Origin of the sequence: Cryobacterium sp. MP_3.1, assembly GCF_035984795.1 — a bacterium.
In the GTDB taxonomy this organism is placed as follows: Bacteria; Actinomycetota; Actinomycetes; order Actinomycetales; family Microbacteriaceae; genus Cryobacterium; species Cryobacterium zongtaii.
This window is the reverse complement of sequence record NZ_JAXCHV010000006.1, coordinates 1-21,384: the sequence shown is the minus strand read 5'-3', so window position 1 is coordinate 21,384 and position 21,384 is coordinate 1. Positions and strand designations below refer to the sequence as shown.

Genomic DNA, 21,384 nt, shown 5'->3' with positions numbered 1-21,384 from the left:
ACCGAACGCTGTGCTATCGGCGCAATGCCTTGCGGGCCAGTCGGTTGCCGAGGAACTGCACGACCTGCACGAAGATGACGATCAGCAGCACCGCGGCCCAGGTGACGACGGGGTCGAACTGGCGCCAGCCGTAGAGCAACGCGAACGCACCCAGTCCGCCGCCGCCGACGTAGCCGGCTACCGCTGACATGTCCACGAGCGCGACGAAGATGAACGTGTAGCCCAGGATCAGCGGGCCCAGAGCCTCGGGCAGCAGCACCGTGAAGATGATCCGCACCGGGCCGGCGCCCACGCTGCGGGCCGCTTCGATCACGCCAGGCGTCACGGTGAGCAGGTTCTGCTCCACGATGCGCGCCATCGCGAACATGGCAGCGAGGGCGATCGTGAAGATCATCGCGTTGTTGCCGATCCCGGTGCCCACCACGGCGCGGGTGAGGGGTTGCACGGCGGCCAGGAAGATGATGAACGGGATGGGCCTGATGGTGTTGACCAGAACGTTGAGGACGCCGAACACCGCCCGATTGGCCAGGATGCTGCCCGCCCGGGTGAGGTAGAGGCCAAGGCCCACCAGCAGGCCGCCGAACCCGCCCAGGAGCAGGGTGAGGCCCACGATGTACAGGGTCTCCCACGCGGCTACCCAGAGCTGGGGCAGAAGATCGATGAGTCCGTCCATGGTCAGCGCACCTCGGTGACTGTCGTGAGCGCGCGCACCCTGTCGAGTGCGGCGTCGATGGTCGTGTCGTCGCCGGTCAGCGCGAGGGTGAGGTGCCCGAAGGGGCGCCCCTGGATTTCGTTGATGCCGCCGTAGACGACCTGGAAGGCGATACCGTCCCGGGACAGTTCGCCGAACACCCGGGTCTGGTCGACGGTGTCGCTGCGGAACGCGAGGGTCACGATGCGGCCGGTGTGCCTGGCGCGGAGCACCTCCAGCTCGGGCTTGGACGGGAGCCCCTTCACCACCGTTGAGACGAAGCGGGCGGATGCGGCCTGCTGCGGATTCGAGAACACGTCGAACACGTCGCCGCGTTCGATGATGCGACCCTGGTCCATCACGGCGACCTTGGTGGCCAGCGTCTGGATGACATCCATCTCGTGGGTGATCACGATGATGGTGACGCCGAACTCGCGGTTGACCCGCTTGAGCAGTTCGAGGACCTCGTGGGTGGTCTCGGGGTCGAGGGCGCTGGTGGCCTCATCGGCCAGCAGCAGCGCGGGCGACGAGGCGAGGGCGCGGGCGATGCCCACCCGCTGCTTCTGTCCGCCGGAGAGCTGGTCGGGATAGGCGCCGGCCTTGTCGGCCAGTCCCACGAAGTCGAGCATCTCGGCGACCCGTTTGGTGCGCTCGGCCTTCTCTCGACCGGCCACCTCGAGCGGATACGCCACATTGCGGGCCACGGTGCGGGAGTTCAGCAGGTTGAACTGCTGGAAGATCATGCCGATACCCAACCGGACCGGCCGCAATTCGCGTTCGGGCAGCTGGGCGACGTCCCGACCGTCGATGAGGATCTGGCCCGCGGTTGACCGCTCGAGCACATTCACCAGGCGCACCAGGGTGCTTTTGCCGGCACCCGAGTAGCCGATGATGCCGTAGACGTCGCCGGCGTCGATGCTGATGCTCACGTCGTCGATCGCCGTCACATCCGGGGCTCCCTTGACGGTGGCCGGGTACACCTTGCTGACGTTGCGCAGTTCGACGAGTGGGGTTGAAACGGTCATGCAGATCCTTCGGTTGGAACGGGGAAAGGCCGGCCGCGCCTCACGGGGAGGGGCGACCGGCCGGGACTGCCTACTTCTGTGCTGCGGTGTCCTTCTCGACCGTGGCCAGGGCGGCCTGCAGGTCGGCGGCCGACGTGGTGGCCAGGACCGCGGAGTTGCCGGAGACCTCGAGCAGGCCGTCGGTGACGGTCGTCGTGGTCTGGAACAGCTCGACGAGCTTGGCGTAGGTCTCGTTGTCCTTGTCGTCGGCGCGCACGGCGAACACGTTCACGTAGGGCAGTGCGGACTCGTCGGAGGGGTCGTCCTTGACGAGGGCGTCCTCGAACTTGAGGCCGGCCTTCTCCACGAAGTCGTTGTTGATGATCGCGGCATCCACGTCGGGCAGCGACGTCGCGGTGAGGGACGGCTCGAGCGCGGTGACGGTGACGAGGGACTTCTCGGTGTCGACGTCGTCGAGGGTGGAGAAGATCGTGCCGCCGTCCTTCAGGGTGAGCAGGTCGGCGCTCTGCAGCACGAGCAGCGCGCGGGCCAGGTTGCTGGCGTCGTTGGGCACGGCGACGGTGTCGCCCTTGCCCAGGTCGGCCACGTCGGTGACCTTGGTGGAGTACAGGCCGAGCGGGTAAATGGCCGTCGCGCCGATGGGCGTGAGGTCTTCGCCGCTGGAGACGTTGTAGTCGGCCAGGTAGACCAGGTGCTGGAACTGGTTCATGTCGATGTCACCGTTGGTCAGCGCCGGGTTGGGCTGGTTGTAATCGGCGAAGTCGACGATCTCTACGGTGATGCCCTCTTCGGCGGCGGCCTCGGTGTAGTCGGCCCAGTATGGGTCGCTGGCCCCGACAACACCGATTTTCACGGTCTCGTCGTTGCCGCCGGCGCCACCGGCGCAGCCGGCGAGCAGGGTCACGCTGGCGCCGAGCGCCAGGGCTGCCAGGATGCTCTTCTTCGTTGTGCTGTTCTTCACTCTGATGTTCTCCACGTTTCGTTCGCTGTGTGTGCGCCCGCGCACGACGATGCGTTCACAGGCACAGCGCAACCACGGAGTCTTCGCGTGGGGGTTCTGTGCCGCAGCGTCGGGTGGCACTCTTCTACGGTAGCCGCAGCTCGGTCGAGCCGTGGGCCGCTCGGACACGAAACGTCACAGGAACTTCGACGAAAGCCGCCCAGTCACAGAATCTGCGAGCTGGGCGGCGGGTCGAGCAACCGGGGGTGCCGGCGGTGAGGCCGGTGACCTATTTTTCGAGCAGCACCGAGAGTTCCACCCACCGGGTTTCGAAGCCGGCGACGGCGTCTTCGGCCGCGGCAACCTCGGCCTGCAGTTTGCCCAGGCCCGTGTAGTCGCTCTGGTCGTGCGCGGCGAGGGCGTTGTGGAGTTCCTTGATCTTGGCCTGCTGCTTGGCGACCTTGCGGTCGATGGAGGCGAGTTCCTTCTGGGCGTTGCGCAGCTCGGCGCCGCCGAGCGCCGGCTTACCGGAGCCCTTGGCGGTGGCGGACGTCGGCGACGCCGCATCCGCCGTGAAGGAGCCGCCGGCGACCTGGCGCTTGCGCAGCTCGAGGTACTGGTCTACACCGCCGGGCAGGTGGTGGAAGCCGCCGTCGGAGACCGCGTACTGGTTGTCGGTGACGCGCTCGATCAGGTACCTGTCGTGCGAGACCACCAGCAGGGTGCCGGGGAAGGAGTCGAGCAGGTCTTCCATGGCCGCGAGCATGTCGGTGTCCAGGTCGTTGGTGGGCTCGTCGAGGATCAGCACGTTCGGCTCGTCCAACACGATAAGCAGCAGCTGCAGGCGACGCTTCTGGCCACCGGAGAGGTCCTTGACCTGGGTGGAGAGCTGCGCGCTCATGAAGCCCATCCGCTCGAGCATCTGGCCGGGCGTGATCTCCTTGCCACCGGCCATGTACGAGGTGCGCTGGCGGGCGATGACGTCGCTGACCCGGTCATTGCGGATGTCATCGAGTTCGAACAGCTGCTGGGTGAGCACGGCGACCTTGATGGTCTTGCCGCGCTTGACCTTGCCACTGTCGGGCGTGAGGGTGCCGGCCACGAGGTTGAGCAGGGTCGACTTGCCGGCGCCGTTGACACCGAGGATGCCGGTGCGCTCACCCGGCGCGATCAGCCAGGTGATGTTGTTGAGCACGGTCTTCTCACCGAAGGTGACGGAGACATCGACGAGGTCGACGACGTCCTTGCCGAGGCGCTGCATGGCCATCGACTGCATCGACACGGTGTCGCGGGGCGGCGGCTCGTTCTCGATCAGTTCGTTGGCGGCGTCGATGCGGAACTTGGGCTTGGCGGTGCGGGCGGGAGCGCCGCGGCGCAGCCAGGCCAGTTCCTTCTTCATCAGGTTCTGGCGCTTGCCCTCCATCACGGCGCTCATCCGGTCGCGTTCGACGCGCTGCAGGATGTAGGCGGCGTAACCACCCTCGAACGGTTCGATCAGGCGGTCGTGCACCTCCCAGGTCATGTTGCAGACCTCGTCGAGGAACCACCTGTCGTGGGTGACGACCACGAGGCCGCCGGAGTTCTGAGCCCATCGGTTCTTGAGGTGGCCGGCCAGCCAGGCGATGCCTTCGACGTCGAGGTGGTTGGTGGGCTCATCGAGGAAGACCACGTCGTGGTCGCCGATGAGGACCTGGGCGAGGGCCACCCGGCGGCGCTGGCCACCGGAGAGGTCGTCGACGAGGGTGTCCCAGGGGATGTCGCGCACGAGGCCCGCGATCACGTCGCGCACCTTCGAGTCGCCCGCCCAGACGTGCTCGTCGATGCCGCCGACGATGGTGTGGCCCACGGTCTGGCCGTTGACGAGGTCGTCGGACTGGTCGAGGACGCCGATGGTGACGCCGCGTCGGCGGGTCACCCGGCCGGAATCGGGCTCCATACGACCGGCGAGCAGGCGCAGGAGGGTGGACTTGCCGTCGCCGTTACGGCCGACGATGCCAATGCGGTCACCCTCGTTCAGTCCGGCGGTGACGCTGTCGAAGATGACGCGGGTGGGAAATTCAAGGTGCAGGGACTCGGCCCCGAGCAAATGTGCCATAGGGTTCGAGCCTATCCCCCGCAGCTGAGCGCCAGTACCGCGCGGGCGGGCTAGGACGTGAGGATTCGGGCGCCGTGCACGGGGCCGGTGGCGCGCACCACGTTCAGGCGGGCGGCGCTCAGCGCCACCGTCAGTTCGAGGCCGGCGTCCAGGTCCGGCACGAGGAACGCCACGGTGGGACCTGACCCCGAGAGGATGCCGGCCAGCGCGCCGTTGGCCTCGCCGAGCTCGAGCACCCGGCCCAGACCCGGCGCCAGCTGCAGCGCCGGGGCCTGCAGGTCGTTGTGCATGGTGTCGGCGAGCATGGCCGGGTCCCCCGCGCGCAGGGCCTGCAGCACGTCGGCATCCACGGTGGGCTGCTGTGAGGCGGGGAAGATGTCCTGGGCGTGCCGGGTGCGGTGCCGGTCGAGCTCGTTGTAGACCGAGGGTGTCGACATGCCGAACTCGGCCAGGGCGAGCACCCAGTGGAAGGTGCCCTTGGCCAGGGCGGGGCTGAGCTGGTCACCACGGCCGGTGCCGATGGCGGTGCCGCCGGTGAACGCGAACGGCACATCCGCGCCGAGGGTGGCCGCGATCTTGAGCAGCTCGTCGCGGCTCAGCTCGGTGCCCCAGAGCGTGTCGCAGGCGAGCAGCGTGGCCGCGGCATCCGCAGAGCCTCCGCCCATGCCGCCGGCGATGGGCACGTTCTTGTCGATTTCGAGGTGCACCCCGCCGGTGTAGCCGGTGGCCCTGGCCAACGCACGGGCGGCCTTGATCGCCAGGTTGCTGCCGTCCACGCTCAGATTCGACGTGTCGATGGAGCCGGTGAACTCGACGCTGAAGTCGTCGGAGGCCGAGGCACGCACGTCTTCGTAGAGGGAGACGGCCTGGAACGCCGTGGCGAGATCGTGGTAGCCGTCGTCCATCACGGCTCCCACTTTGAGGAAGACATTGATTTTGCCCGGTGCCCGCGCATGCACAACCGGTGAGGTCGCCGTGTTGGTCATGTTTCTAACCTAGGCCAGCCAGGCCCTGGCGATCGCCAGGAAGTCGTGGACGGTGAGCTGCTCGCCGCGCTCGGTGGGGTCGATGCCCGCCTTGCTGAGCACCTCCGTCGCCTGGGCCGAGTCGCCGAGCACGCCGGACAGCGACTGGCGCAGCATCTTGCGGCGCTGCTGGAATGCACCGTCGACCAGGGCAAACGTTGCCAGGCGCAGTTCCTCGGATTCGAGTTCCTCTGCTCTTCGTTCGAAGGCGATGAGGATCGAATCGACGTTGGGGACCGGCCAGAAGACCTGCCGGCTCACCTTGCCCGCGGTGCGGAACTGGCCGTACCAGGCGGCCTTGACGCTGGGACTGCCGTAGATCTTCGAGCCCGGCGCTGCGGCGAGGCGCTCGCCCACCTCGGCCTGCACCATCACCACGCCGGCGCGGATGGAGGCGAAGTGCTCGAGCAGGTGCAGCAGCACCGGCACCGACACGTTGTAGGGCAGGTTCGCCACCAGGCGGGTGGGGTCGCCGGGCAGCTCGGCGATCTTCAGAGCGTCGGCACGGATGACGGTGAGCGCGGCGCCCGGCTGCATCAGCTGCACGGTCAGCGGCAGCTGCTCGGCGAGGCGGTCGTCGATCTCCACGGCCACGACGGCGGCTCCCACCTCGAGGATGCCCAGGGTGAGCGAGCCCAGGCCCGGACCCACCTCCACCACGGTTTCGCCGGGCTTCACGGCGGCGACCTTGACGATCCGCCGCACGGTGTTGCCGTCGATGACGAAGTTCTGGCCGAGCTTCTTGGTCGGGTTCACCCCGAGCATCTCGGCGAGGTCGCGGATCTCGGCCGGCCCGAGCAGGGTGGGCGCGGCCGGTTCTTTGGCTGAGTTGTGGGCAGAGTCGGTCATGCGAGGCCTCCGGCCGGGCTGATGCGGGGGTCTCGGGGGGTGTCGGTCAACACCACGGGTTCCGCGTCCCAGCGGCCGTAGACGAGTTCGGTGTTCGAGGTGATCTGGGCGGCGAGCACCGCGACATCCGTCTGCAGGTGCTCTGCCATGGCGCGCAGGGTGTGCGGCAGCAGGTACGGCGCGTTGGGACGACCGCGGTGCGGGGTGGGCGTGAGGTAGGGCGCGTCGGTTTCCACCAGCAACAGGGCGCGAGGGGCGACGTCGAGTGCCTCCCGCAGCGTGGCGGCGTTTTTGAAGCTCACCGGTCCGGCGAAAGACATGTACCAGCCCTGGTCGGCGCACAGCCTGGCCAGTTCGGCGTCGCCGGAGAAGCAATGGAAGACCGTGCGCTCGGGGGCTCCCACCCGCAGCAGGGTCTCGACGACCTCGTCGTGGGCGTCCCGGTCATGGATCTGCAGGGCGAGACCGTGTCGTTTGGCGATCTCGATGTGCGCCTCGAAGGACCGGAACTGGGCCGCCCGGCCGTCGGGGCCGGTGCGGTAGAAGTCCAGCCCGGTTTCGCCGATGGCGACGACCCGGGGGCGGGCGGCGAGCTCGTCGATCACCCTGAGTGCTTCGTCGAGGGTGCCGGCCGTCTCCAACTCCGGAGTGTCGTTGGGGTGGATGGCGACGGCGGCGAGCATCCGTGGTTCACGGGCCGCCATCTCGGCCGACCAGCGGGAGGTGGTCACGTCGGTGCCCACCTGGATGACGCCGCGGACGCCCACGCTGGAGGCCAGGTCGAGTTGCTCGGCCACCGAGAGCGGCGTGATGCCGTCCGAGATTTCGAGGTGGGTGTGGTTGTCGTAGACGCCCACGACCAGCGGCACCGGCGCCGGCGGGTAGACCAGGTCGCGGCCGGCGGTGGCTTCGCGCGAGCGGATGTGGGTGCTGTCGGCCGAACCGTTAGCCAACAGTGGCCTCGATGCGCGGGAACAGGGCGGCCAGCGGCGAGACGTGGCTGCCGCCGGTCCATTCCCAGGCCCGGTCGATCTGAGCGTCCTGCACGTCGCCGGCGCCGCCGAGGGCGGCCCACAGCGTCGCGGTGGCCTGCGGGGTCACCGGGGAGAGCAGCACGGCGAGGGTGCCGAGGCCGCGGACCACGGTGTGCAGCACGGTTTCGAGGCGTTCGCGGTCGTCGGGGTTCTTGGCCAGAGCCCACGGTTCCTGCGTGGTGATGTATCCGTTGAGCTCGTCGACGAGCTCCCACACCGCGGCGAGGGCCTCGTGCAGGGCGAGCCTGTCGATGGCCGCGTCGGCGGCCTGGGTGACCCGGATCGAGGTCGCGAGGATGGCGGCATCCGCGTCGGTGGGCGTGCCGCCGGCCGGGATCTCACCGTCGCAGTAGCGCACGACCATCGCGATGACCCTAGAGGCCAGGTTGCCGAAGCCGTTGGCGAGCTCGGACTGGTAACGCGCGGACAGGTCCTCCCAGGAGAACGAGCCGTCCTGGCCGAAGCTGATGGCGCGCATGAAGTAGTACCGAAACGTGTCGGAGCCGAAGACGTCGGTGATCTGGTTCGGGGCGATGCCGGTGAGCTTGGACTTGCTCATCTTCTCGCCGCCGACGAGCAGCCAGCCGTGGCCGAAGACCTGGGTGGGCACCGGCAGCCCGGCGGCCAGCAGCATGGCGGGCCAGATGACGGCGTGGAAGCGCAGGATGTCCTTGCCGACGATGTGCGTGGCGGGCCAGAGCCGGCTGAACTTCTCATCGTCCTGGCCGTAGCCGGCGGCGGTGATGTAGTTGAGCAGGGCGTCGAACCAGACGTAGACGACGTGGCTGTCGTCCCACGGCACCTTGATGCCCCAGTCGAAGCTGGACCGCGAGATCGACAGGTCGCTCAGGCCCTGCTTGACGAAGGAGATGACCTCGTTGCGGGCCGATTCGGGCTGGATGAAGGTGGGGTTGGCCTCGTACATGGCCAACAGCTGGTCGGTGAAGGTGCTCATCCGGAAGAAGTAGTTCTTCTCGTGCAGCAGCTCGACGGGGATGGAGTGGATGGCGCAGACCTGCTGGCCGGTGTATTCGCCGGTGCCGGCCACGAGGTCGCCGGGCTGCTTGTACTCCTCACAGCCCACACAGTAGAAGCCCTCGTACTCGCCCGTGTAGATGTGGCCGGCGTCGAAGAGGTGCTGCAGGAACTTCTGCGCGTTCTCCTCGTGGCGGACGTCGGTGGTGCGGATGAAATCGTCGTTTCGGATATCGACGGTCTTCAGCAGCGGCTTCCACGCGGTCTCGACCAGCCGGTCGGCCCATTCCTTGGGGGTGACGCCGTTGGCGGTGGCGGTGCGCAGGATCTTCTGGCCGTGCTCGTCGGTGCCGGTGAGCAGCCAGGTGTCCTCCCCCCGCTGGCGGTGCCAGCGGGCAAGCACATCCGCGGCCACCTCCGTGTAGGCGTGCCCGATGTGCGGGACATCATTCACATAGAAAATAGGCGTGGTGATGTAAAAAGATGAGCCGTCGGACATGCTCATATCTTATGGGGGCCTGCGTAGGCGTCAGACCCTGTTACGCCGCGCGGCAGCCCGGCCCGGCTCAGCCCATTGCTCAGTCCAGCGGCAATTCGGGCTGCGGGGCGGCTTTCTGGCGCGGCGCGGCGGTCCCGGCGGCCTTGCCGGTGAGCGCGGCCTCGTACAGGTCGCGCTTGCCGAGCCCGGATGCGGCTGACACGTCGGCAGCTGCGTCCTTCAGGCGAGCCCCGGCCGCGACCAGCGCCAGAACCTCCTCGACGCCGGTGGCCAGGTCGAGCACCCGCGGCGTCGCCCCGGCGACGACGATGCAGATTTCGCCGCGGACGCCCGCCGCGGCCCACTCGGCCAGCTCGGCGGCGGTGCCCCGCTTGACCTCTTCGTAGAACTTGGTCAGCTCCCGGCAGACCACCACGCGGCGGTCGGCGCCGAGCGCGGCGGCGAGGTCGGTGAGCGACGCGGCAAGCCGGTTGGGTGATTCGAAGAAGACCATGGTGCGGCGTTCGGTGGCCACCTCGCGCAGCGCCTGCATCCGCTCACCGTGTTTGCGGGGCAGGAAGCCCTCGAAGGTGAACCTGTCGGTGGGCAGGCCGGAGACGGCCAGCGCGGTGAGCACGGCCGACGGTCCGGGCAGCGCGGTGACGGTGACGCCGGCCGCGATCGCGGCATCCACCAGGTGGAAGCCGGGGTCGGAGACCGTGGGCATGCCGGCGTCGCTGAGCACGAGCAGGTCGGTGTCGCGGGCGAGTTCGACGAGCTCGGCGGCCTTGCCCCGTTCGTTGTGGTCGTGCAGGGCGATCAGCCGGGGCCGGTTCTCCACGCCGAGGGCCTTGAGCAGGTGCACGGTCACCCGGGTGTCCTCGGCGGCGATGACGGTGCTGGTGCGCAGCGCCTCGATCAGGCGGGTCGAGGCGTCCCCGAGGTTTCCGATGGGCGTGGCAGCCAGAATGATCATGGTCCCAGTCTCGCAGCACAGTCTTGCAGCGCAGTCACGCAGCAGTGGCTCACTACGATGGTCAGGTGCTCCTCACCCCCGTTGCGACCGCCCGTGTGACCGAGCGTTGGAGTGCCCTGTGGGGCAACCGGTGGGTTCGCCTGGCCGGGCCGGCGCTGGTGGTTCTGCTGGCCGCGGGCCTACGGTTCTGGAACCTCGGCCATCCCGGCACCCTGGTGTTCGACGAGACCTTCTATGTGAAGGACGCCTGGAGCCTGTTCAACAACGGGTATGAGTCCAGCTGGCCGGACGGCGCCGACGCCCTGTTCGCGGCGGGGCAGAGCAATATCTTCGGTACCGCCCCGTCGTTCGTGGTGCATCCGCCGCTCGGCAAATGGCTGATCGCCCTGGGGATGGCGGGCTTCGGCGCCGATAACCCGTTCGGTTGGCGAGTCGTCACGGCGCTGGTCGGGGTGCTGGCCGTCGTGCTGCTCATGCTCATTGCCCAGAAGCTGTTCGGCTCGGTGTTGCTGAGTACGATCGCCGGTTTCCTCTTCGCCATCGACGGCAACGCGATCGTGATGAGCCGCGTCGCCCTGCTCGACAACTACGTGATGTTCTTCGCCCTGCTCGGCTTCGGCGCGGTGCTGATGGACCGGGACCATCACCGGGCCCGGCTCGGGGCGTGGCTGAACGAGAAACGGGACAACGAGGTCGACCCCACCTGGGGCCCCGCGCTCTGGTGGCGGCCGTGGGTGCTGGCCGCGGGCCTGGCCTTCGGGCTGGCCTGTTCGGTGAAGTGGTCCGGGGCCTATTTCCTGGCCGCCTTCGGCATCTACCTCGTGGTGGTCGACGCGCTCGCCCGCCGGCGGGCCGGGCTGCCGTTCTGGGCCAGCGGAGCGATCCTCAAGCAGGGGCCGGTGACCTTCTTGCTCCTGGTTCCCGTGGCCGTGCTGACCTTCCTGGTCTCCTGGACCGGCTGGTTCGTCACCCGCGGCGGCTACTACCGGGACTGGGCCGATCAGGCCGGACAGGCCTGGACCGGGGCTCTGGCCTGGGTTCCGCACAGCCCGCAGAGCTTCTGGCACTACCAGACGGCCGCCTACGGCTACCACGTTGGCCTGGTGACCCCGCATCCGTACCAGGCGAACCCGCTCACCTGGCTGCTGATGAGCCGGCCGACGAGCATGTACTACCAGGGCTCGTCCCTGGGCGAGAACGGCTGTGGTTATGCCACCTGCTCCGAGGCCATCACCGGCATCGCCAACCCGCTGATCTGGTGGGCGGCGACGGCCGCGATCCTCTACCTGGTCTACAGATTGGTGCGGTACCGGGAGTGGCGGGTCGGACTGATCCTGATGGGCATGGTCGCCGGTTACCTGCCCTGGCTGATGTACCTGAACCGCACGGTGTTCCAGTTCTATACGATCGCGTTCGAGCCCTACCTGATCCTCGGGCTGACCCTGGTGATCTCACTGCTGATCAAGAACGGATCCGGCCGGGCGATCGTGGCGGTGTTCCTGGCCCTGGCCACGATTGTGAGCGCCTACTACTTCCCCCTCTGGACCGGTGCGCAGGTTCCGTTCGCCTTCTGGCAGGCGCACATCTGGCTGCCGAGCTGGCGCTGACCAGCATTAACGCTGTGAATGCAACACATTCCCAGCCCTGAACATATGCCAAAATTGGAATACATCCCCTGTTAATGGCGTGTGAATTCACGCTATTTTCGGGTCTTGAACCCGTAGGATGGCCGGTATCTGCTTGACGAGTGATTGCTCTACAACCGACTGAGAAGTCCAGATACAAACCAAAGGCCTCATGTCGGAAGCATCTGCCGCACCCACGGTGCGTATTGTCCGCACCCGCAAGGGTGGCGACTCCCAGAACCCCACCACCGAGTACTCCTCCCTGCTGCACACCGTGCGGAATCTCGGTCTGCTCGGCCGCCGCACCGGCTTCTACTGGGGCGTCTTCGCCGCCCTGGTCCTGATCACCGTCGGCCTCGGCGTCGGCTTCGTGCTGCTCGGCGACTCCTGGTACCAGCTGATCATCGCCGGCGTGCTCGGCATCATCCTCACCCAGTTCGCGTTCCTCGCCCACGAGGCGTCGCACCGCCAGGTCTTCCAGTCCGGCCCCGCCAACGACAGGGCCGGCCGCGTCCTCGCCAACCTCTTCGTCGGCATCAGCTACGCCTGGTGGATGACCAAGCACAGCCGCCACCACGCCAACCCGAACGTGGTCGGCAAGGACCCCGACATCGACCCCGACTTCATTGTGTTCCGCGAGGAAGACGCCGCGAAGGTCAACTGGATCACCTCCTTCATGACCCGCAAGCAGGGCTACCTGTTCTTCCCGATGCTCACCCTCGAGGGCATCAACCTGCACATCCAGGGCTTCAAGACGGTCTTCGGCAAGGGCAAGGTCGACAAGCGCTGGCTCGAGATCAGCATGCTCACCAGCCGCATCGTGATCTACCTCGCCGTCATCTTCTACTTCCTGCCGCTGGGCATGGCCTTCGCCTTCGTCGGCGTGCAGATGGCCGTGTTCGGTGTCTACATGGGCGCCTCCTTCGCCCCCAACCACAAGGGCATGCCGCAGCTGCCGCACGAGAGCAAGGTGGACTTCCTGCGTCGCCAGGTGCTCACGTCGCGCAACATCCGCGGCGGCACCCTCATGGACACCTTCATGGGCGGCCTGAACTACCAGGTCGAGCACCACCTGTTCCCGAACATGGCCCGCCCGCACTTGAAGAAGGCGCAGGAGATCACCAAGGAATATTGCCAGTCCAACAAGATCCTCTACACCGAGACCGGCCTGTTCGAGTCCTACGGCATCGTGGTCGCCTACCTCAACAAGGTGGGCCTGGCCGCCCGTGACCCGTTCGACTGCCCGATGGTGCAGCGCTTCCACCACCGCTGACCCTCCTCTCGAACTGAGAGAGAAGCCCCGAGAATCCTCGATTCTTGGGGCTTTTCTCACGCTTCACGGGCGATGGGTAAAGTTGACCCAATGTGGATCTGGGGAGTGGGCGCGGCCGGGGTGGCCGCGCTGGTGGCGTGGGGCGTGCACGCCGCGCTTCCCGCGGTACCCCTGCTGACCGCGGCCGTGCTGCTCGGCATCGTGGTGGGGCAGCTGCCCGTGCTGCGTCCGGCGGTCACCGGGATGCTCGCGCCCGGCCTGACCCTGGCGTCCCACCGGCTGATGCGCCTGGGCGTGGTGCTGCTGGGCCTCAAGCTCAGCCTGGTCGACATCCTCGGTCTGGGCTGGGTCACCATCACCAGCACGGTCCTCATCGTGCTGCTCACCTTCTTCGGCACCCTGTGGCTCGGCCGCCGCGTCGGCCTCTCCGGACACCAGCCGCTGCTCATCGCCACGGGCTTCGCCGTTTGCGGCGCGTCTGCGATCGGGGCGATGAGCGGCGTGGTCAAGGCCAAGGACCGGGAGACCGCCACCCCGGTGGCGTTGGTGACCCTGTGCGGCACCCTCGCGATCGGCGTGCTGCCGTTGCTCTGGCATCCGCTGGGTCTGACCGACCTCCAGTTCGGCCACTGGGTCGGCGCCGGTGTGCACGATGTGGGCCAGGTCGTCGCCACGGCGCAGATCGCCGGGTCGGCGGCCCTCGCCGTGGCCGTTGTCGTCAAGCTCACCCGCGTGCTGATGCTGGCGCCACTCGTGGCCGGCGTGGCGGTGTACGAGCGGCGGCGGGCGGGCACCGTCGATCGCACGGTCCGGCGGCCACCGGTGGTTCCCCTGTTCGTCGCGGGGTTCCTGGCAATGGTGCTGGTGCGTACCTTCGTTCCGCTGCCCGCCACCGCGCTCGAGTCCATCGATCTGGTGCAGACGGTGCTGCTGGCCATGGCGCTGTTCGGCCTGGGCACGGCGGTGCGCCTGTCCGAGCTCCTGCGCACCGGCGGCAGGGCCCTCGGCGTGGGCCTGGCCTCCTGGCTGCTGATCGCCCTGCTCGCTCTGGCCGCCGTCCTCATCAGCTGAGGACCGCTGCTGTGTGGGCCGGCGGCGGTCATGTGGCGCTCTGTTACGCCACCCCGCCCGCGGTCCCGCGCGGGGCCGGTAGCGTAACCGCATGGCAGATCGCGAGTACGGCTTCACCACCAGGGCAATCCACGCCGGGAACATACCCGACGCAGTGACCGGGGCGCGGGCCCTGCCCATCTACCAGACCAGCGCGTTCGTGTTCGACGACACCGCGGATGCCGCGGCCCGGTTCGCGCTGCAGAAGTACGGCAACGTCTACTCCCGGCTGTCGAACCCCACCGTGGCGGCGTTCGAGGAGCGCATCGCAAGCCTCGAGGGGGGCTTGGGCGCCGTCGCCACGGCATCCGGCCTGGCCGCGCAGTACATCACCTTCGCCAGCCTGGCCGGGGCCGGCGACCACATCGTCTCCAGCGCCAACCTCTACGGCGGTTCGATCACCCAGCTCGACGTGACCCTGCGCCGCTTCGGCGTGGAGACCACGTTCGTGCAATCCGCCGACCCGGCCGACTACGCCGCCGCGATCACCGACAAGACCAAGCTGATCTTCGCCGAGACCGTCGCCAACCCGTCCGGTGAGGTCGCCGACATCGAGGGCCTCGCCGCCGTGGCGCACGCCGCCGGGATCCCGCTGATCATCGACTCCACCATCGCCACGCCGTACCTCTGCCGGCCCATCGAGTGGGGCGCCGACATCGTCATCCACTCCGCCACCAAGTTCCTCGGCGGCCACGGCACCACACTCGGCGGCGTGGTCGTGGAGAGCGGCCGGTTCAACTGGCACAGCGACAAGTTCCCGCTCTTCACCGAGCCGGTGTCCAGCTACGGCGGCCTGGAGTGGTCGGGCAACTTCGGTGAATACGCCTTCCTCACGCGCCTCCGCGCCGAACAGCTGCGCGACATCGGGCCGGTTCTCGCACCGCACTCCGCGTTCCTGCTCGCCCAGGGTGTCGAGACGCTGCCCTACCGGCTGCAGGCGCACGTGAACAACGCCCGCATCGTGGCCGAATGGCTGGACGCCGACCCGCGCGTCGACTTCGTCAACTGGGCCGGGTTGCCCAGCCACCCGCACTACGAGCGCGGCCTCAAGTACCTGCCCAAGGGCCCCGGCTCGGTATTCAGCTTCGGCGTCAAGGGCGGCCGCGACGCCGGTCGCACTTTCATCGAATCCGTCGACCTGGCCAGCCACCTGGCGAACATCGGCGACGCCAAGACCCTCGTCATCCACCCGGCCTCCACCACCCACGCCCAGCTCAGCGAGCAGCAGCTCGCCGATGCCGGCGTTCTGGCCGGCCTGGTGCGCATCAGCGTGGGCATCGAGGATGTCGACGACATCATCTACGACCTAGACCAGGCGCTCAGCCAGGCCGCAGCGGGGGGACGCTCATGAGCACCGAGACAGTCCAGCTCACCAACGGCTTGAGCTGCAGCGTTCCCACAAATTCGCCGCTGGCCAAGCTGCTGCGCACCCAGCGCACCTGGGAGGGCCCGGACGCCAAGGCGCGCCTGGGCATCCTGCGGCGGGCACGGTCGATCGCCATCGTGGGTGCATCCCCCAACCCGGCCCGGTCCAGCTATTTCGTGGGCACCTACCTGCAACAGTCGAGCGACTACAGGGTCTACTTCGTCAATCCGCGTGCCGACACCATCCTGGGCCAGAAGGCCTACCCCGACCTGGCGTCGCTGCCCGAGGTGCCCGACATCGTCGATGTCTTCCGCAAGGCCTCCGACATCCCAGCCGTGATCGACGACGCCCTCTCCGTGGGCGCCACGACGGTGTGGGTGCAGCTGGGCATCTGGAACCAGGAGGCCGCGGAGTACGGCGAGGCGAAGGGGCTCACCATCGTGATGGACCGCTGCATCAAGATCGAGCACGCCCGCTTCCACGGCGGCCTGCACCTGCTCGGTTTCGACACCGGGCAGATCACGGCCCGCAAGACCATCAGGTAGCCGCCCGCGTACGATAGAGCGGGTGACTGCGTACGTATCGGCTCTCGACCTCTTCTCCATCGGAATCGGTCCATCCAGTTCCCACACCGTCGGCCCGATGCGGGCCGCCCTGGCCTTCGCCCAGCACCTCGCCGAGAGTGGGCGGCTGCCCGAGGTACGGCGCATCCGCTGCTCGCTGTTCGGCTCGCTCGGCTCCACCGGTCTCGGCCACGGCACCCCCGACGCGATTCTGGCGGGCCTGGCCGGCCTCACCCCGGAGACCTGCGACCCCGCCGAGGTACGCAACTGCTGGGTCGATCTCACCGACGGGTCCACCCTGCGCCTGAACGGCAGCCACCCGGTTGCTCTGCAGAAGAGCGACGTGGTCTTCGAACCGCGCACCCGGCTGCCCGGACACCCCAACGCGATGACGCTGTCGGCCTGGGGGGACGACTCGAGCGGTCCCGCCCTGCTCGAGGAGACCTACTACTCCATCGGCGGCGGCTTCATCCGCCGCGACGGCGACCCGGTCCGGCCCGTAGCCACGGTGGTCCAGCCGATGCCGTACGCCTCGAGTGCCGCCCTGCTGGCGCTCTGCGACAGCCACGGCATCGGCATCTGCGATGTCGCGCGCGCCAACGAGGAGGCCATCCACGGCGCCGACGGGTTGGATGCCGGGTTGGACGCGATCTGGGCCGCGATGCACGCCTGCGTCGAGGCGGGCCTGCGCGTGGACGGCACGCTGCCCGGCGGCCTCGGTGTCAAACGCCGTGCCTCCGCCATCCGTATGCAGCTGGAGGAATACGACGGTCTGCAGCAACGCGAGCGGGACACCTCGACCGAGTGGCTGCACGCCTTCGCCCTCGCGGTCAACGAGGAGAACGCGTCCGGCGGCCGCGTCGTGACGGCGCCCACCAACGGCGCCGCGGGCATCATCCCCGCCGTCGCCCACTACTACCTGCGTTTTGTGCCCGGCGCGAGCGCGGCCGGCATCCGTCGGTTCCTACTCACCGCGGTGGCGATCGGCTCGCTCGTCAAGGCGAACGCCTCGATCTCCGGCGCCGAGGGCGGCTGCCAGGCCGAGGTCGGCTCGGCCTGCGCCATGGCCGCGGGGGCGCTCTGCGCGGTGCTCGGCGGCACACCCCGCCAGGTGGAGAACGCGGCAGAGATCGCGATGGAGCACCACCTCGGTCTGACCTGCGACCCCGTCGGCGGACTCGTTCAGGTGCCCTGCATCGAACGCAACGCCATCGCCGCCTCGACGGCGGTGTCGGCGGCCCGGCTGGCCCTGCACGGCGACGGCACTCATCTGGTCTCGCTCGACACCGTCATCGAGACCATGCGGCAGACCGGCCTGGACATGATGACCAAGTACAAGGAGACCAGCGAGGGCGGCCTCGCGGTCAACGTCATCGAGTGCTGAGCGAGCGGCCGTTCGGCGGGTCAGCGACCGTCGCCGCCACCGCCCCCACCGCCGCCACCGGAGAAACCACCGCCTGAGGATCCCCCGGACGAACTGCTCCCATCGGACCCCGACCAGGACGACCCCGAACTCGAACTCTCCGAGGGTGTGGTGGCGAACGAGCCCGTGCCGATCGACCCGGCGAAGCCGGTGAAGTTCTGGCTGAACATGGCGGCACCGCCCGCACCGGAGAACCAGTCCGGCGACGCATCCGTCGTGTCGTAGTAGGTGCCGAGCTCGCGCGCCCACTCCCGCTCGACGCCCCACAGCATCGCCCACGGCAGCAGCTTCTCGTGAAGCTTCACGATCAGGTCGGTGTCGATCGTGGCGGCGACCCGCTCCGCGCCCTCCGGACTCTGCAGCACCCGGATGCGGTCGGCTTCGGCCAGCGCGAGATAGTCGCGCAGGCCCAGGAGGTAGTCGCGGTTCGCAGCGCCCTTCTCGGTCAAGCGATGTGGCATCTGATACATCACACCCAGCAGCACCAGGGCCAGGATGGTGCCAGGCATGAGCCAGCCGACCAGGGTGCTGCTGACCTCGTTCTGGCCGGCCCACCGGGTCACCAGCCAGGCGGGAGCGAGCAGCAGCGCACCAGCCAGCGCCAGATAGGTGGGAATGCGACTCGTGCCCCTGGCGCGGTATCCGGACGAGGTCACCTCGTCGGAGATGCTGCCGCGCAACCGCTCGAGCCGGTCACCGAGCTTGGGGTCAGCGGTATCCAGCCGCAGCCTGGCTCCGCCCTTCAGTTTGGGCACCAGCGCAGCGAGGATCTGCCGATCGGCGCTGCTCAACCGGTGCGTGTCCACCACCTCGAGCGCGTATCGTCGGCTGGCCGGTTCGCTGGGCGACTCCACCAGGCGGGCGGCCCGGGTGACGGCGAAACTGATCACCTGCGCCGGCAGGCCCACCTTCTTTTTTCCCAGCATCGCGGCGGCCAGCATGACCGACAGCTCCTCCGGCGGGGTGTACTGCACCACGATGGTTCCGCGACCCCTGGCGTCGCGCCAGACGAAGGTGCGCAGGCCCAGCAGCATGAGCACGAAGAAGGCCGCGAAACCCAGAATGAGCCAGGGAGCCACGGTGACGATCCACGATTCCTCCGGGCCGGGCGGCTGGGTGAAGGTGCCGGGGACGAAGCCGATCGCCACCGACATGTTCTGTCCGGAGACCAGGTTCTGGCTGGTCGAGGTCAGCACGCTGCCGGCAGCATCCGTGCTGGTCTCGACGGCGCAGGTGGCGTCACCGCCGTAGTATCCGACGTAGCAGGCTGCCTCGCCGGTGAGAGCCGCCGTGAGGTCTTCGTCGAGGTGCAGGCGTGCTGTCACCGACCCGAACGGCTGCGCCCAGCCGGTGCCGTTCACGTCCCAGTAGAACTCCTCGGCGGCGGTATCGGCGAAATCACCGATCACGTCGCGCTGGGTGTATTCGAGGACGTAGGTGGTGCGTCCGTGCACGAAGTCGTCGGTGCCGAGGGCGAGTTCGGTGAAGTCGTCCCGGCTGCTCGTCTCGTAGGGCACCGGGGCGCCGGTCTCGTCGGTGACGCTGATGACCTGCACATCCATGTCGACGTACCGGTAGGAATCCGGGATGGCCCGGACGATGCCGCGGTTCTGGTCGCCTGCCGGGAAGTCGGCCACGATGGTCTCGACCGTGCGCAGGGTGGCGCGGCCGTCGGCATCCCGGCCCAGATCGTAGTCGACCGTGAACGAGTCGAAGGTGAAGTCGCTCGCATCGGCGGGTACGGATGCCGCCGGTGCGGATGCCGAGGCGGCGCATGCCCCGGCCAGGGTCAATGCCGTGGCCAGGGCCGCGGCCAATGCACGCCGGCGCGGCAGAATCTGTCGGTGTGTCATGGTTTCCCCCGGCTCGATCATATCCAGCGGGTACCTGGCGACGCGGCCCGGTGTCCCCCGCATTAGGCACAGCACGCCGGCTGCGCCGGGAGAATCCTGACCTAAACTGTCTTCTCGGGGGTACACCATCAACGATCTCACCAGTTCACCGCAGTCGGCCGCGCCGCTCTCTGTTCCGCGCCCAGCTGCACCGTGTCGCACTGCCCAGGTCCGGCCGACCCGACGGGCCGTCGTGCTGTCGGTGATGCTGGTCGGTGGCCTGGCCCTGGCCGGCTGCGCCGCCGCGCCCGCACCGGTGGTGACGGCGACTGTCGTGGTCACCCAGACACCGACCCCCACGCCGACGCCCACGCCCACACCGACCCCCACACCGACGCCGGTGGCCGAGGCGCCCGCGCCGGAGCTCACCGGAAACCCCGAGGTGCCGGCCGAGCCCATTCCGGAGGGCCCCGCCGTTGACCTCGGCGCGATTCCCGGCGCCCAGGCCGCGCCGGAATACGACGGCGCCGGCAACCCGATCAGCTACACGGTCATCGAGGGCGATTCGTTCTTCGATATCGCCCAGCGCTTCGACCTGCCGATGCAGCAGCTCCTCCGCATGAACCCGAAGGTCGCCGGGCTCGGCGAGGACATCTACCTCCGCCAGGTCATCAACCTCGACTGGACCAAGACCGGCTGAGCCCGCGGGCCGGCGCCGACAAGGGCGGGTCAGCGCACGGACGCGTGAATGCGTTCGATCAGCTCGATGGTGTGTGCCGAGTCGACCGCGTTCACCGGCAACGGTGCGCCGCGCAACAGCGCATTCGCCAGGCCCTCGTAGAAGGCCGTGTACCGGCCGCGCTGGGTCGGTACGACCTGGCTGGCGCCGTCGGCGCCGAGCCGGCCCCAGGTGGCTTCGGGTTCGAGGCCGAAGTCGGCGTCGCTGGGCAGGTTGCCGGCCTGGATGGCGGCCTCCTGGCCGTCCACTCCCCATTTGGTGTACCCCGCGGCCGAGCCGAGCACCCTGAACCGCGGGCCGGTCTGGGCCGCGAACGAGCTCACCCAGAGGTGCGAACGCACCCCGGAGCCGTGGTGCAGCGACACGAACGAATCGTCGTCGGCGGCGCCGCCCGGCCGGCGGGTGGACAGTTCGGCGGTGAAGTCATCGACCGGGCCGAAGAGCAGCACGGCCTGGTCGATCAGGTGGGCGCCGAGGTCATAGAGCACGCCGCCGCCCGCGGCCGGGGTCGCCCCGGCCTTCCAGCTGCGCGGGGTGCCGGGTTTGAAGAACTCGAACCTGGACTCGAACCTGTAGACGTCGCCGAGGGCGCCATCGGCCAGGAGCGCTTGCAGGGTGAGGAAGTCGCCGTCCCAGCGCCGGTTCTGGAACACCGTGAGCGGAAGCCCCAGGCTCTCGGCCCGGTTCAGCAGCGCCCAGCCCTGCTCGGAATCCACCGCGAACGGCTTGTCGATGACCACGGCGAGGCCCGCATCGAGGGCGGCGTTGGCCAGCGCCACATGGGTGTCCGGCGGGGTGCCGATGACCACGAGATCGAGGTCGGCCGACTGGGCGAACAGCGCCTCGGCGGTGGGTACGATCCGTACCTCCGGGTAGCTCTCGGCGGCCTTGGCGCCCCGATCGGGGTCGCCGGTCACGATGGCCTCGAGCGAGAAGTCGGGGTTGGCCGCGAGGAACGGTGCGTGGAAGACCCGGCCGGAGAGCCCGAAGCCGATCACGGCCGCGCGGATCGGCCCGGTTCGCGGGGTAGGGGTCCCCCCGGTGGCCGCCGGATTCGGCTGCGCATCCGGCCGTGCATTCGGCTGCGCGCCCGGCTGAGCGCCGTGCTGCGGTCCCGGACCGGGCCGCGGGCCCGGCTTGGGTGCCGGCTTCGGCGTCGTGATCGGGGTTTCCGGCTGGTTGTCTGAAGTGGCCATGGCCCGAGGTTACGCCGGTTCGCGCGCCGTCCCGCCCACAACTGTTCCCGTTCCGGACAATTGCACCCGGCACACCGGGGGTGGATTCAACCGGTCGATGCAACACTGCCGTTTTCTAGGTCCGAGAGTAGCTGATGGAGGGCCTCTCTCGGGGTGGCTGCGTCGAGTC

18 protein-coding genes are annotated in these 21,384 nt (G+C 68.6%); 7 read left to right on the top strand and 11 right to left on the bottom strand.

All coding sequences use genetic code 11. The annotated features are described in order from the left end of the window. Positions 1–13: 13 nt before the first annotated feature. From RCH12_RS05560 to rsmI, 9 genes are all read right to left on the bottom strand, one after another. A complete protein-coding gene (locus RCH12_RS05560) occupies positions 14–673 on the bottom strand; it encodes a methionine ABC transporter permease (protein ID WP_103429580.1) in 660 nt (219 codons plus the stop codon). Between the two features lie 2 nt (positions 674–675). Then, on the bottom strand, positions 676–1,716 hold the full coding sequence (locus RCH12_RS05555) for a methionine ABC transporter ATP-binding protein (protein ID WP_103429581.1): 1,041 nt from the start codon (positions 1,714–1,716) through the stop codon (positions 676–678). 70 nt (positions 1,717–1,786) lie between these two features. Then, a complete protein-coding gene (locus RCH12_RS05550) occupies positions 1,787–2,677 on the bottom strand; it encodes a MetQ/NlpA family ABC transporter substrate-binding protein (RefSeq protein WP_442784558.1) in 891 nt (296 codons plus the stop codon). A 268-nt stretch (positions 2,678–2,945) separates the two neighbouring features. Next, positions 2,946–4,751, bottom strand: a complete 1,806-nt coding sequence (locus RCH12_RS05545; protein WP_103429582.1) for an ABC-F family ATP-binding cassette domain-containing protein — start codon at positions 4,749–4,751, stop codon at positions 2,946–2,948. Between the two features lie 50 nt (positions 4,752–4,801). Next, positions 4,802–5,737, bottom strand: a complete 936-nt coding sequence (locus RCH12_RS05540) for a 4-(cytidine 5'-diphospho)-2-C-methyl-D-erythritol kinase (protein ID WP_103461609.1) — start codon at positions 5,735–5,737, stop codon at positions 4,802–4,804. 9 nt (positions 5,738–5,746) lie between these two features. Beyond that, complete coding sequence (gene rsmA / locus RCH12_RS05535) at positions 5,747–6,625, bottom strand: 16S rRNA (adenine(1518)-N(6)/adenine(1519)-N(6))-dimethyltransferase RsmA (protein ID WP_103429584.1); 879 nt, start codon at positions 6,623–6,625, stop codon at positions 5,747–5,749. Beyond that, positions 6,622–7,578, bottom strand: coding sequence for a TatD family hydrolase (locus tag RCH12_RS05530; RefSeq protein ID WP_327016276.1), 957 nt, complete (start codon positions 7,576–7,578; stop codon positions 6,622–6,624). The genes rsmA and RCH12_RS05530 overlap by 4 nt, the downstream gene beginning before the upstream one ends. Further along, positions 7,571–9,133 (bottom strand): methionine--tRNA ligase, encoded by a 1,563-nt coding sequence (gene metG, locus RCH12_RS05525; RefSeq protein ID WP_327016275.1) that lies wholly within the window; start codon positions 9,131–9,133, stop codon positions 7,571–7,573. Before metG ends, RCH12_RS05530 begins: the two co-directional genes overlap by 8 nt. A gap of 79 nt (positions 9,134–9,212) precedes the next feature. Then, positions 9,213–10,088: a 16S rRNA (cytidine(1402)-2'-O)-methyltransferase gene (rsmI, locus tag RCH12_RS05520; RefSeq protein WP_103429587.1), complete on the bottom strand. Its 876-nt coding sequence runs from the start codon at positions 10,086–10,088 to the stop codon at positions 9,213–9,215. Between the two features lie 65 nt (positions 10,089–10,153). Here rsmI and RCH12_RS05515 point away from each other — a divergent pair, with 65 nt between their 5' ends. The 6 genes from RCH12_RS05515 (at position 10,154) to RCH12_RS05490 (ending at position 17,409) form a co-directional block, all read left to right on the top strand. Next, positions 10,154–11,695 carry a dolichyl-phosphate-mannose--protein mannosyltransferase gene (locus RCH12_RS05515; protein WP_327016274.1) on the top strand — a complete coding sequence of 514 codons (1,542 nt, stop codon included), beginning with the start codon at positions 10,154–10,156 and terminating at the stop codon, positions 11,693–11,695. A 190-nt stretch (positions 11,696–11,885) separates the two neighbouring features. Further along, on the top strand, positions 11,886–12,986 hold the full coding sequence (locus RCH12_RS05510; protein ID WP_088456754.1) for a fatty acid desaturase family protein: 1,101 nt from the start codon (positions 11,886–11,888) through the stop codon (positions 12,984–12,986). 90 nt (positions 12,987–13,076) lie between these two features. Continuing rightward, positions 13,077–14,057, top strand: coding sequence for a YeiH family protein (locus tag RCH12_RS05505; protein ID WP_327016273.1), 981 nt, complete (start codon positions 13,077–13,079; stop codon positions 14,055–14,057). Positions 14,058–14,148: 91 nt separating this feature from the next. Beyond that, positions 14,149–15,447, top strand: a complete 1,299-nt coding sequence (locus RCH12_RS05500) for an O-acetylhomoserine aminocarboxypropyltransferase/cysteine synthase family protein (RefSeq protein ID WP_088456756.1) — start codon at positions 14,149–14,151, stop codon at positions 15,445–15,447. Then, positions 15,444–16,007: a CoA-binding protein gene (locus RCH12_RS05495; RefSeq protein WP_327016272.1), complete on the top strand. Its 564-nt coding sequence runs from the start codon at positions 15,444–15,446 to the stop codon at positions 16,005–16,007. The genes RCH12_RS05500 and RCH12_RS05495 overlap by 4 nt, the downstream gene beginning before the upstream one ends. Before the next feature lie 22 nt (positions 16,008–16,029). Beyond that, positions 16,030–17,409 carry an L-serine ammonia-lyase gene (locus RCH12_RS05490; RefSeq protein WP_103429591.1) on the top strand — a complete coding sequence of 460 codons (1,380 nt, stop codon included), beginning with the start codon at positions 16,030–16,032 and terminating at the stop codon, positions 17,407–17,409. Between the two features lie 20 nt (positions 17,410–17,429). Here the strand turns inward: RCH12_RS05490 and RCH12_RS05485 are convergent, their stop codons facing one another. Continuing rightward, positions 17,430–19,301, bottom strand: a complete 1,872-nt coding sequence (locus RCH12_RS05485) for a DUF2207 domain-containing protein (protein WP_327016271.1) — start codon at positions 19,299–19,301, stop codon at positions 17,430–17,432. Between the two features lie 232 nt (positions 19,302–19,533). On the opposite strand from RCH12_RS05485, the gene RCH12_RS05480 reads away from it, so the two are divergent. Continuing rightward, the gene (locus tag RCH12_RS05480; protein ID WP_165787947.1) at positions 19,534–19,980 is read left to right on the top strand and encodes a LysM peptidoglycan-binding domain-containing protein; all 447 of its coding nucleotides are present in this window, start codon (positions 19,534–19,536) and stop codon (positions 19,978–19,980) included. Positions 19,981–20,009: 29 nt separating this feature from the next. Here RCH12_RS05480 and RCH12_RS05475 read toward each other — a convergent pair whose 3' ends face one another. Further along, a complete protein-coding gene (locus RCH12_RS05475) occupies positions 20,010–21,215 on the bottom strand; it encodes a Gfo/Idh/MocA family protein (RefSeq protein ID WP_327016270.1) in 1,206 nt (401 codons plus the stop codon). Positions 21,216–21,384: the final 169 nt, after the last annotated feature.